10 protein-coding genes are annotated in these 12,090 nt (G+C 52.8%); 5 read left to right on the top strand and 5 right to left on the bottom strand.

The genetic code is table 11. The annotated features are described in order from the left end of the window. Window positions 1-267: 267 nt before the first annotated feature. The 4 genes from rph to proX (PN477_RS10460) form a co-directional block, all read right to left on the bottom strand. Window positions 268-990: a ribonuclease PH gene (gene rph, locus PN477_RS10475; protein WP_272120066.1), complete on the bottom strand. Its 723-nt coding sequence runs from the start codon at window positions 988-990 to the stop codon at window positions 268-270. A 58-nt stretch (window positions 991-1,048) separates the two neighbouring features. After that, entirely contained in the window at window positions 1,049-1,600 is a 552-nt protein-coding gene (locus PN477_RS10470) for an adenylate kinase family protein (protein WP_272120065.1), read from the bottom strand. 69 nt (window positions 1,601-1,669) lie between these two features. Then, the gene (gene proX, locus PN477_RS10465; protein WP_272120064.1) at window positions 1,670-2,725 is read right to left on the bottom strand and encodes a glycine betaine/L-proline ABC transporter substrate-binding protein ProX; all 1,056 of its coding nucleotides are present in this window, start codon (window positions 2,723-2,725) and stop codon (window positions 1,670-1,672) included. Between the two features lie 221 nt (window positions 2,726-2,946). Continuing rightward, a complete protein-coding gene (gene proX, locus PN477_RS10460) occupies window positions 2,947-4,002 on the bottom strand; it encodes a glycine betaine/L-proline ABC transporter substrate-binding protein ProX (protein WP_272120063.1) in 1,056 nt (351 codons plus the stop codon). 122 nt (window positions 4,003-4,124) lie between these two features. Between proX (PN477_RS10460) and PN477_RS10455 the strand changes: the two genes are divergently transcribed. From PN477_RS10455 to PN477_RS10440, 4 genes are all read left to right on the top strand, one after another. Continuing rightward, window positions 4,125-5,024, top strand: coding sequence for a tRNA (5-methylaminomethyl-2-thiouridine)(34)-methyltransferase MnmD (locus PN477_RS10455; protein WP_272120062.1), 900 nt, complete (start codon window positions 4,125-4,127; stop codon window positions 5,022-5,024). A 209-nt stretch (window positions 5,025-5,233) separates the two neighbouring features. After that, on the top strand, window positions 5,234-5,668 hold the full coding sequence (locus PN477_RS10450) for a response regulator (protein ID WP_272120061.1): 435 nt from the start codon (window positions 5,234-5,236) through the stop codon (window positions 5,666-5,668). Window positions 5,669-5,833: 165 nt separating this feature from the next. Continuing rightward, window positions 5,834-7,156: an NB-ARC domain-containing protein gene (locus PN477_RS10445; RefSeq protein WP_272120060.1), complete on the top strand. Its 1,323-nt coding sequence runs from the start codon at window positions 5,834-5,836 to the stop codon at window positions 7,154-7,156. Beyond that, window positions 7,149-10,079, top strand: coding sequence for a tetratricopeptide repeat protein (locus PN477_RS10440; RefSeq protein WP_272120059.1), 2,931 nt, complete (start codon window positions 7,149-7,151; stop codon window positions 10,077-10,079). The genes PN477_RS10445 and PN477_RS10440 overlap by 8 nt, the downstream gene beginning before the upstream one ends. Before the next feature lie 234 nt (window positions 10,080-10,313). On the opposite strand, the gene PN477_RS10435 is transcribed toward PN477_RS10440, so the two are convergent. Further along, on the bottom strand, window positions 10,314-10,970 hold the full coding sequence (locus tag PN477_RS10435) for a hypothetical protein (protein WP_272147263.1): 657 nt from the start codon (window positions 10,968-10,970) through the stop codon (window positions 10,314-10,316). Window positions 10,971-11,411: 441 nt separating this feature from the next. Between PN477_RS10435 and PN477_RS10430 the strand changes: the two genes are divergently transcribed. After that, a complete protein-coding gene (locus tag PN477_RS10430) occupies window positions 11,412-11,990 on the top strand; it encodes a hypothetical protein (RefSeq protein ID WP_272120057.1) in 579 nt (192 codons plus the stop codon). The last annotated feature ends 100 nt before the right edge of the window (window positions 11,991-12,090 follow it).

Genomic DNA, 12,090 nt, shown 5'->3' with positions numbered 1-12,090 from the left:
AGGATAAATCAATGGCGTTAGTCGTTGAGCCTAGCAACCCTCTGCAACTCTCGTTGTTTGAGTGGATAAATGGTCAGGTAACTGGCTGTTCAGAATCTCCCACTATAGCCCGTAGGGTTTAGTGGGGGAGTATGTCAAAGTCCATCGTGTTCAGATCAGGACGTTATCGCAGGGGTCGATATCGTTAGGACAGGCAAGGGGCTTAAGCCCCTTGTTCCTACATCCCCTTGTCCTCATTAATCAGCATTTTGTCGTACCAGGACGCGATTAGCCGCCTTTCAGGGCATTTTGTTGAGCCACTAAGAGAGCTTGAATCCCATCTTGGGCGAGGTCAAGAATGCGATTGAGTTGATCGCGGCTGAAACTCCCAGATTCCGCCGTGCCCTGAATTTCAATCAGGTCTAAATTGCCCGTCATCACCACATTACAATCCAGATCCGCCGCCACATCTTCGGCATAGTTCAAATCTAACAAGGCTTGATCCTCAATCAACCCCACCGACACCGCCGCCACCGGATACCGAATCGGCGACACCGCCAACTCGCCCCGCTCGATCAAGCCTTGCATGGCCAGCGCGATCGCCACATAGCCCCCCGTAATCGCAGCGGTGCGCGTCCCGGCATCGGCTTGCAGCACATCTGCATCCACGGTGATCGTCCGTTGACCGAGGGCCTCTAAATCCAAAGCCGCCCGTAAACTGCGACCAATCAAGCGTTGAATTTCTTGGGTACGGCCACCGAGTTTAACGAGTTCGCGGGGGTGGCGTTGGGGGGTGGCACTGGGGAGCATCCGATATTCCGCCGTGAGCCAACCTTGGTTACTGGTTTCGAGGAATTTCGGTACGCCGGGGGTAATACTGGCAGTACAGAGCACTTGGGTCTGACCGCAGTGAACACGCACCGATCCGGCAGCAAAGCGGGTGAAGTTGAGATCGAAAGAAACGGGGCGGAGTTCGTTAACGGCGCGTTGATCGGGGCGTTGCCAAGCCATGGGGATACACCAAGAGAGGGGGTTGCCTCTAGCTTAGGGGCTGTTTTGGCGGTTTGGCTCAGGGTTTAAGGTTTTGCAAGATTTCAGCGCTGATCGTCTTGGGGTCGCGGCTGGCATCAAGGTGGAGCAGTTTCCCCCGTGAGCCGTAGTATTCGAGGATGGGGGGAATTTGCTCGTGAAATCGTTTAATCCGGCGGTGGAGGATGTCGGGGGTATCGTCGGGGCGCGATCGCGCTAAAGACCGCTCCAACATCACCGCTTCGGGCACATCAAGATAGAGCGCATAATCAACCGATTGATTAAAATCATCGAGCATGAAATCCAGTTCTTCGGCCTGGACGGTGGTGCGGGGATAGCCTTCGAGAATCCAGCCTTGATCCATATTGTGGGCGAGGAAACGCAGCCGAATCACCTGCACCATCAAGTCATCATCGACGAGTTCACCCTGGGCAACACAGGGTTTCACTTTGGCCCCTAGAAAACTGTTGTCAGCGATCGCCCGCCGCAAGATTTCCCCCACCGAAATCCCCACCACATCCAATTCCGACTGAATCACCCCCAACTGTGTCCCTTTGCCCGATCCGGGCCCGCCCAAAATGATCAATCTCACGCGCTTCGTCCTTGTTGTCGATTACTCTCCTTTTCTACTCTACAAGGGAAGCTCACCCCAACAATCCCTTTATTCGCCTGCCGACTGCGCTTCGGCAATCCACTGATCGAACTGCTCTTGATTGTCACTCACCCATTGTTCGGCTAACTGGCGGATATCTTCCGGCGTATCCTCCCCTTCATTAATTCGCAAACTGACTTCATTCATGTCTTCAATGGGAATTTGTACCAACTCAAGCCAGCGTTTGGCGATGGGGTTCTGTGCTAAAAAAGCGGGGTTGGCCATGATTCGTTGCTGGCTGCCTGGCAATCCCAAATTTTTACCGTCAAACGTCGTATCTTCTTCCGTCAGATCGCCCATATCCTCTGGCAAAGACGTAAACGGAACTTCCAACCAAACCACATCCTCACCGGGTTTTAAAATAGCCCCGACCCAATGGGGATTATATGCATAGTAAAAAATCGGTTCTCCTGCTTCGTAACGAGTAATTGCATCGGCTAACAGAGTTGCATATGCTCCCTGATCATGTTCGACGGTATCTTGAAGCCCATAGACTTCAATAAAATGGTTCGTGATTGCTTCACAACCCCAACCGGGATTACAGCCGGTTAAATTAGCTTTGCCATCGCCATCAAAGTCAAATAACTGAGCGACTTCGGGATCTTGAAACTGTTCGATATTAGTGATGCCATATTCGTCGGCTGTTTTTTTATCAATTAGATAGCCTTGGATTCCTGGTGGCATGACGATCCCTAAACCGCTAATTTTAGCTTCGCCCCCAGCATTTTCAAAAGATTCTTCATGCCCAGGCTGGTAATAGGCCACACTGTAATCGACATCGTCGCTGGCTACGGAAAGATAAAGGGCGGGATACTCTAGCTCTTTGACTGAATCAAGCTGATAACCCAGCTGCTCTAGACCAAGATTAACCACCTGAGTTTGAAAGCTTTCCTCAATCCAGTTACTATGGCCGGCACGAATGGTCACTTCTTCAGGGGGCAAGCTATCACTAGCCGTAGAGTCAGAGGCCGTAGAGTCAGAGGCCGGTTGGCATGAGCTTAATCCGAAACCAAATGAAACAAGCGCACCAAAGACGATCAGTTTCTGAGAAAATGGGACAGCCATACGCTCACCTAATAATGTAGTAAAAGACGATAATCACTGTGTATTGTACCCATCTTTTGTCATTTTTGAGATCTAACTTGGCTGAAGGATTGGGTTCTAAACGCTTACTTGAAGAAATTGGAAGAGAGCGGGCATCTTGCCCGCTTTTTAACACCATGAACCGAACTTGATATTAAATCACAAAAGAGTCTAGTGTCACAAAAGAGTCTAGTGCTGACGGTTCATTCGCCTGCTGATTGCGCTTCTGCAATCCACTGATCAAACTGCTCTTGGTTGTCACTCACCCATTCTTCAGCTAACTGGCGGACATCTTCCGTCGTATTTTCCCCTTCTTCAATGCGCAAACTGACTGCATTCATATCTTCTATGGGAATTTGTACCAACTCAAACCAGCGTTTGGCGATGGGGTTCTGTGCCAAAAAATCTGGGTTGGCGATGATTTTCTGCTGGTTACCTGCGAATCCCAAATTTTTGCCGTCAAACGTCGTATCTGCTTCGGTCAGATCGCTCATAGTCCCTGGTAAAGAGGTAAAAGGAACTTCTAGCCGAACCACATCATCACCGGGCTTTAAAACAGCCCCAATCCAATGGGGGTTATACGCATAGTAAAAAATCGGTTCTCCTGCTTCGTAACGAGTAATTGCATCCGCTAACAGAGCCGTATAAGTTCCCTGATCATGTTCGACGGTATCTTGAAGCCCATAGACTTCAATAAAATGGTTCGTGGTTGCTTCACAAGCCCAACCGGGATTACAGCCGGTTAAATTAGCTTTGCCATCGCCATCAAAATCAAATAACTGAGCAATTTCTGGATCTTGAAACTGTTCGATATTAGTGATGCCATATTCATCGGCTGTTTTTTTATCAATTAGATAGCCTTGGATTCCTAGTGGAATGAGCCCCCCTAAAATGCTAATTTTATCTTCACCCCCAGCATTTTCAAAAAAACCTACCTGCTCAGGCATGTAAGAAGACACACTATAATCTATATCGTTGTTGGCAACGGAAAGATAAAGGACGGGATACTCTAGCTCTTTGGCTGCATCAAGCTGATAACCCAGCTGTTCTAGACCAAGGTTGACCACCTGAGCTTGAAAGCTTTCCTCAATCCAGCTCGTATGGCCGGAACGAATGGTCACTTCTTCAGGGGGCAAGCTATCACTAGCCGTAGAGTCAGAGGCCGTAGAGTCAGAGGCAGGTTGGCATGAGCTTAATCCGAAACCAAATGAAACAAGCGCACCAAAGACGATCAGTTTCTGAGAAAATGGGACAGTCATATGCTCACCTAATAATGTAGTAAAAGACGATGATCACTGTGCATTGTACCCATTTTTGTATTGTGCTCACGCCTCTGCTCCGACCTTGTATGATTAGCCCCAGACCCTCAACTTTGCTCACCATGACCGATCCGTTTTCGCCTCAATGGACTTGTGATGGTTCTGCAACGTTTTTTTCAGCGGAATTTGATGAGTTGTTTCATTCTGAATTTGGGGCAGCCCAGGAGGCCGAGGGGAAATTTGTTGTGCCCTGTGAGTTACGCCGGTTAGCGCCAACCCAAGACCGGATCAGGCTCCTCGATATTTGTTATGGCTTGGGGTATAACAGCGCGGCGGCCTTGGCGGCGATTTGGGCGGTGAATCCGGCCTGTGTTGTGGAGTTGGTGGCGTTGGATGTGGAGGCGCGGCCCGCTCAGGCGGCGATCGCGCATCATGCCCTCGCTCACTATCCGGCGGCGATCGTGGCCCACCTCGCCACCCTCAGCACCGCCCACCGCGTCACTACCCCCCAATTCACCGCCCAATTCCACCTTGGGGATGCCCGCCAAACTGTTCAAACCGTGGTGCGATCGCACTATCAGGCCGATGCCATCTTTCTCGACCCCTTTTCACCCCCCAAATGCCCGCAACTGTGGACGGTGGAGTTTCTCACCCAGGTCGCCCAATGCCTGGCCCCGACGGGAATTCTGGCCACCTATTCCTGTGCGGCGGCGGTGCGGGCCGCCCTCCAACAAGCCGGATTACAGATCGCCTCTTCTGCCAGTGTGGGGCGCAAGGCTCCCGGCACGATCGCCCGCTGGGACGGGACGAATTTACCCCCGTTAACACCCCGCGAACAGGAACACCTCGCCACCCGCGCCGCTGTGCCCTACCGCGATCGCACCGGAACCACCCCCGCCGCCACCATCCTCGCCCACCGTCAACAGGAACAAGCCCACAGCCCCTTAGAACCCAGTAGCCAGTGGAAACGCCGTTGGTTTGCGCCCCCTGCTTCGACAGGACTTACACAAATTTCTGGCTAATCTCTCAGTTTTTCGTTGAGGCAAGGGGCTTAAGCCCCTTGTTTGTGTGTGTCCCTGCGTAAGTCCTGTTCGATTATTCCTTCACCGTAGAAATACGGTTTTTCTGGCGGAGTATTTCCGGATTTGTGCGGGCCCCCACTCCGTAAAAAAACAGAGGTAATCGCCTCCAAAAATTAGTGATACTAGGGCAGACTTCCTCGACTGACATCATGCCAAACACCCCATCCTTCCCTGCTGCTCCGGTTGTTCTTGTGGTAGATGATCACTGCTTATTACGGCGTTTAGCAACGGATTTGCTGGCGTTTGAGGGGTTTCGCACCATTGAAGCGGCCTGCGGGCAAGAGGTTTTAGATCTCGTGAACGATCATCAACCCGATGTGATTTTAATGGATTTGTATTTACCCGACGTTGCTGGGGTAGAAGTCTGTCGCCGTTTAAAGGAAAATCACAAAACGGCTCCCATTCCCGTTATTTTTACAACGGTGGAACAGGGTCAAAAATATCGGGCGCTGAGTCGTAAAGTGGGGGGCAGTGATGTGATGCAGAAGCCCCTCGATCGCCGCTCGTTAAGTCTCCGGATTCGCGCCTTGCTGCCCCACCCGTTTAACGCTGCCCAGGGTTTGATGATTCCTGCTGTGGGCTAAATTGAGGCAGAAAGTGGCGGAATTTCTGGAATCATTCCGAAAAGTGAGGTGCGATCGCTTTAAAGTAGTCGAAGGTGGCCTTGCGCAAGGTGTGGCGCAGATCGCTAGAATAATGCACTGCTGCCCCGTGATTGATACCCTTCAACAATGGCCCCAACTCCCCGTGTGAAACGACGAAGTTTGCTGACTGATGCCGGGTCTGAACGGTTGTCCCAAGCCATTCAATCCCATTACCAAGCGCAAAATTTACGGGTCAATTCGCGTCAAATTGCCCAAACGGCTCAGTTACCAGTCGAAACAACAATTAATATTCTCTATCGTCAGCAGGGGTGTGACCTCAAAACAATCAAGACCCTGTTCCAAGCCTTTGATCTCCGGGTGCAGCGGGATGATCTTGAGACGGTGCGCACGGAATTGAGGGAAGAGACAGAGGTGCAACCGGAGCCGCTGCCTTTGGGGTTTGGGCGGGCGGCGGTGTTAGACCAACTGAAGCAGCAACTTCAGGGAGATACCTGGGTGGTGGCGATCGCAGGCATGGCGGGGATCGGTAAAACCACCCTCGCCCAAGGGTTGATCGCTGATCCGGCCTTGCGGGAAGCCTATCCGCTGGTGTTGGCGGTGAATGTCAGTCAGGCGGCGTTGGAGTTGGTGGCGATCGGGCGGCAGGTGTTGGGGGAAGCCCTCACCCATCGGGCGCAGCAGGCGGGTGGGGTATCGGCGTTGGTGGAGGCGATTGGGGCGAAGTTGCAATCGCATCCCTGTTTGCTGTGGTTGGATGGGTTTAACGCTGTGCCCAGTAGTGCGGTGCAGGAACTTTTGACGCAAGTGGTGACGGGGGAAGAGATGCGATCGCGCCTGATTCTCACCGTCGAAACGCCGCCCCTGTTGCCCTCCCCCCGCTGCCAGCAATTAGACCTCGATGGCCTCGATCTCCCAACGATCGCCACCTTATTTCAACAGTGGGGCGTACCCTTGGCGACGGCTAGCGATCGCGATTGTCTGCGCACCATCCACAGCACCTATCACGGCCATCCCCTCGCCCTCAAGATCATCGCTGGGGAAATTCGCAGCCGACCCTACAGCGGCAACATCCGGGCCTATTGGCAAGACTACGGCTATGAATACGAAATTGCCGCCACGAACCCCGACCAGGCTGCGACCCCCACCCCCACCCGCAGCCTCAGTGATTGGGTGCTGACCCTCCTAGAGCGGGCCAGTCAACGCCTGGCCCAACAGATGCCCCTCGCCTACGAACTCCTCTGTATGGGGGCGACCAATCGGCAGTTTGCCAGTGAACAGGGGTGGCGATTCCTGATCGGGGAAGTGGAGCCGGAAGTCCAGGCCAGCACAATGGCGATGTTGCGCGATCGCTTTTGGCTCGAAAGCATCACCGTGAATACCGTGCCCCACTATCGCATCCCGCCCTTACTGCGTAAAATTATCCTCAAGACAACCCCACCCCATCCCCCTGAGGTAGAGCGTGGCTGAACTCGATCCAGACATCAAACTGCGTGAATTATCGGTAACCGATGCCCTCCGGACTCGGTATCGCTCCGACTCCGGCCAATTTTATTTAGCAGGCGAACCGGAACCAAAGGAACCCCCCAGCGATCCATCCTCTGTATCCCGTCTCGCCCGTTTCATTGCCTGTGTGCAGCATTGGAGTGGGTTACAGGCAGAGATTGAAGCCGAACCCACGCCCCCCAGCCTCCGCGACCTTTTTGGGGACTATAGCCTGAGTGAAATTTCCCATATTCGCTGGGCATTTTACTATTTGCAACTCTATGCAACCCCGGCCAGTGATTCAGGGCTGGAGCGAGTGCGGAATTATTTAGAAGCGTTTGAACATTTTCGGGAATTAAAGGCGTGGGATGAGGCGGGAGAATTACTCCTTGTGCCCGTCGAACATCAGACCCCGCTCCATGTGCAATTGCGAGAATGGGGCTATTTTTCGGAAGCGATCGCCCTCTACGCTGCCCTGGTTGACCACGCCGCCCCCCCGCTGCGCACCCTCTGCCTCTACGGCCTCGGCGCGAGTTACTACGCCTTGCAAGACTACGACCAAACGGTTCACTACCTCGAACAATACCTTGATCAGATCGAAGCTAACCCCAATGGCCAGAACGGTTCTCTGGGTAGCACCTATCTTTACCTAGGGAATGCCCATTACGCCCGCCAAGACTACCCCCAAACGATCGCCTACCTCGAACAATGCTTAGACCTAGTGAAAGGGTCAGAGGTAACACCGGGAGATGGGGCCACCTTGGCGAATTTGGGCAATGCCCACTATCACCTGAAGCATTACGACATTGCCAGCCAATACCTCCACGCCTATTTACCCATCGTGCGGCAGCAGGAAAACGCCCCCGCCCTCGCCACGACGCTGCTGCATTTGGGCAAAAGTCAAGCGGCGCTCCAAAACTATGGGCCAACGGTGACCTATTTGCAGGCGTATCTAGAGGCGATCGCACCCCAGGAAATTGAACCCCCAGCGGAGGTGTATCAACTCTTGGGGAATGCCTATTATCATCAGCGGCAAGCACCAGAAGCGATCGCCATGTTGGAGCGATATTTCGCCACGGAGCCGGAGATGACCGGGCCAGAATCCTGGGTGCATCTGGGGTTGGCCTATTATGATCAGCAGCACTATTCCGAAGCGATCGCCCCCCTCGAACAGGCCCAACGCTGGGTCTCAAAACACCAAGCGCCCCCCCTCGATGGGACGGTTAATTTTGCCCTGGGTACGGCCCTGTTTAAGCAGGGTAATTTTGCGTCGGCTCTGGTGTATTTGGAGCAGTATTTGTTGCGATCGCCCAATCCCGACCCCCTCGAACAGCAGCAAGCCTTTCTCCAACTCGGCATCGCCGCCTACGAACTGCAAGACTACCGCAAAACCGTCGAATACCTCCAGAAATACCACGATCATCGCCAATGGACAGAAGCCGATGATGCCACCTTGGCCCTGCTCTGTTTACAGTTGGGCACGGCGTACTATGCCCTCGAAGACCTCCCACCCGCCCGCGACTATCTGCAAATTTATCTCAATCTGGCCGATTCCATTGATGATCCCCAAGATATTGAAACGACGTTATTTGTCCTCGGTAAAATTTCCTATTTACTCGCAGATGATGATGAAACCATTCGCTATCTTCAGCAATATTTAAATCTGATTCAAGCCCCCAATTCCAATAATACGAAAACCCTGGAAGCGGCTTTGTTTTATCTCGGTGATACCCATGCCCATCAAGGAAATCACCCCCAAGCGATTACGATTCTCCAGGAATATTTAACCTTAATTGGCAGCGATGCCCCACCCGATGCCCTGCGCCAAGCCCTGTTTGATTTAGGGTGTGCCTATGGTGAATTGGGGGATGATACCCATGCGTTGGACTATCTCCAGCGTTTTTTACCCCTCGAACAGCGGCAAGTGGAACCGAACCAAAAACAGGTGGCTCAGGCACTGTTGTATGTGGGCAATGCCTATAGTTATTTAGGAGAATATTACAATGCGATCACCACATTTGAAGAACTGAAAACCCTCAGCGAAGCATCCGGAAATCAGGCACAATATGGTAATGCGATCGCCCAACTCGGCAGTATTAATCTGGCCTTGAGTCACTACACCACCGCCATCGGTTACTTTGAAGAATACTTAGTGATGTCAGAACATCTCAGTGATTCGATCGGGAAAAGTAAAGCGATTGGCAATTTAGGGGCGGCCTACTTTGCCCTGGGGCAATATCCCAAAGCCATTTCCCTCCTCCAAAAGGCGCTCCGAATCACCCGCCAACACCAAAATGCGATCGAAGAAAGTCGCTGGCTGGGTCACCTCGGCAGTGCCTACAATGCGATCGGCGACCACGATCGCGCCATGTCCCTCTATCAACAATCCTGGAATCTCACCCGTGCCAATGGTGATCAAGCGGGAGTCGGGGCGGCGTTGGGGAATCTGGGCGTAACCTACTGTTTGATGGGGAACTATACCCAAGCGGTGAAGCATCTGCGCCAAAGTCTACCCATTGCGCAAGAATTGGGCGATCGCGCTGAAATTGCCCGCATTCTCTGTCATCTGGGCGAAAGTTATCTCGCCCTCGAAGACTACGCCGAAGCCCGCAACAGCCTCAGCGAATCCCTCACCATTGCCCAGGCTATCGGAGCACGCCACCTCGAAGCCGCCATTTTCCACAACCTGGCGCAACTTCACCAGCAGGTGGGCGATATCACCGTCGCCCGCACCCACTGCCAGCAAGCGATCGCGATCGCCGCCGATCTCAACATTCCTGAACTCGAAACCTATCGCCAACTGGAGCAAACCCTCAATCCCAGCCTCTTCCAAACTGTTTTGGAAACGGTGCGCGACTTTTTGAGCAAATATTCCTTTGGGTTGAAGGTGTTGCGCGATCGCAGCTAATTTTTCTCCCATCCGAGTACAGCAGCAAAGCAAAGAATGAGGATGCTTGTGGTGTTACGACACAGCTTAAAGGATGGGTTACGACGGATTGCTAAATTGTAGTTATAGCCTAGATTTTAGCCGCCCAACCCACCCTACGATAACGCCTGATTTTAACTGTTTAGGAATCCATCAATGACCAAAAACCGCGATTCAGCGATCGCACCCACAACGATGGGAGCGGTGCGATCGCCGTTACTCTTCGCTCGCCTCTGTCTCTTTGACTGGGCTGGGTTCCGGCATCATATAGCGTTGACTCGCCGCCGGTTTCGACTCCGGTAGTGATGTCGGTGGTAGTTCTGTTCCCTTCAGCTTCAACGCCAACTCAAAGAATGATTCGGCCATATCTTCCCGCGTCACCTTCGCCGATGACAGCGTCGTGATGCGCTTCTCTAACTCCTCAAACAACTCAGCCCGCACCGCAATCAGATCCGCCTGTTGCTTGCGGTGACTCGACAGCAAATCATCCCGGAGTGAGCTAACTTGCTTATCGATCGTCTCATCGAGATTGGAAATATTGCTCGCCAACCGCTTCCCAAACCGATCAAGCTGTTCACGCATTTCATTCTTTTCGGTTTCATCATCCGATCGCGATGATTTCAAATCATCCCGAATCGTCCGCACCGCAATCTGAAACTCTTTCAAAATTTGCTTGATCTCATCCGTGCGCTTATTGAGGTCTTCCCGCACGTCCTTAATGGTACTGGCCGTCTCACTACGCAACGCTTTATGGGCATTTTCTAGGTTCTGAAGTCGATTACTATACTCCTTCAACTGCGGCCCGAACAGGATATCCCGAATCAGTTCAATATTTTCTATGCGTCGAGCTGTGTCCAATTTATCCACGTTCATGGGGGTAGGTATGTAGAGGTAGTTTGAATTAATTTATCTTTATTCGTCTCAACTTTGTCAATCAACTCCCCAGCCCCATTGGATAAATTGAGGGCTTAAGCGGGGCATCACACCCGTAGCCTTACGGATTCCAAGGCTGAAAACTGTAAAATTAGATACTTTTTCGCCCCCCATATTCCTAAATATACGCATGTTCAGCACCGGGTTTGGGGCGCTTGAGCTTGGGAATGAGGCTACTGCTGATACATAACCGTGCAACGATTGACCTGGCCTGCATAATCCCCCTCATCAGGGCAGCGAGCTAGGCGATCGCACCGCCGCCCTCCCTTTCAATCCGGCTATCTGGCGTTGATTCTGATCCGGCTTAGTCCAGTTTATGGTTACTATGGCGGGAAGATGTCGGGCATACCCCACTAAACTGGTCATTTTTTTTGAGTTCCTGTGACACCGAAAAAGGCAAGACAGCGTCACCCTGAAGATCCCGTCGTAGCGACGTTTATGATCCCCTATGCTGCGTGGCAAGAGTTCAAGACCCGCGTTGAAGCCCAGGGAGAAACGGTTTCTGGGACATTACTCGCCTTCATTCAAGGCTATCTCGCAGCGGTGAAGTCGCCCCAAGGCGCGGCGGAGGTGGTGAATGCGCGGGTGGATGCCGTGATTGATCACAAAATGATGCCCTGGCAAGAGCAGGCGATCGCCACCCATCACCGCCTTGCCCGCATCGAAGAAAAAATGGACGTGGTAGAAATCCACGTCGAAACCCTCAAACGCCACAACGATGCCCGTTGGATCGACGTGGACAGTTACCCCACCCATGATGATCCCCACAGTGCCACCGTTCCCCCCTCCCTCAGCGAGATCGAACTCTGTCGCCGCTTTGGCATCAACCCCTACAACCTAGATCACAATGCCTCCCTCCGCCGCCTCTCGATCCCGGAATATCTCCACGAGTTAACCGGCTGGCATTACCACAATGGCCACTATCTCCCGCCGGCAGTGCGATCGGCCCCATCTCCCTAAAACAAATCAATCACATCCCCCTCAAACGCCTTCGCGAAGTCCTGCACCGCCGCTTCTAGATCCGACGGGTTCACGGGTTCACGCGGGGCGGGGTCAGGGT

The sequence above is a fragment of the Spirulina subsalsa CS-330 genome, from assembly GCF_028330765.1.
GTDB lineage: Bacteria > Cyanobacteriota > Cyanobacteriia > Cyanobacteriales > Spirulinaceae > Spirulina > Spirulina subsalsa_A.
The sequence above is the reverse complement of the archived record's forward strand: the minus strand, read 5'-3'. Positions and strand labels throughout refer to the sequence as shown.

Bases quoted from the DNA above. Each gene is read 5' to 3' on its own strand.
- PN477_RS10435 (WP_272147263.1), bottom strand. From the start codon at position 10,970: ATGAACGTGGATAAATTGGACACAGCTCGACGCATAGAAAATATTGAA.
- proX (WP_272120064.1), bottom strand. From the start codon at position 2,725: ATGGCTGTCCCATTTTCTCAGAAACTGATCGTCTTTGGTGCGCTTGTT.
- rph (WP_272120066.1), bottom strand. From the start codon at position 990: ATGGCTTGGCAACGCCCCGATCAACGCGCCGTTAACGAACTCCGCCCC.
- proX (WP_272120063.1), bottom strand. From the start codon at position 4,002: ATGACTGTCCCATTTTCTCAGAAACTGATCGTCTTTGGTGCGCTTGTT.
- PN477_RS10450 (WP_272120061.1), top strand. From the start codon at position 5,234: ATGCCAAACACCCCATCCTTCCCTGCTGCTCCGGTTGTTCTTGTGGTA.
- PN477_RS10455 (WP_272120062.1), top strand. From the start codon at position 4,125: ATGACCGATCCGTTTTCGCCTCAATGGACTTGTGATGGTTCTGCAACG.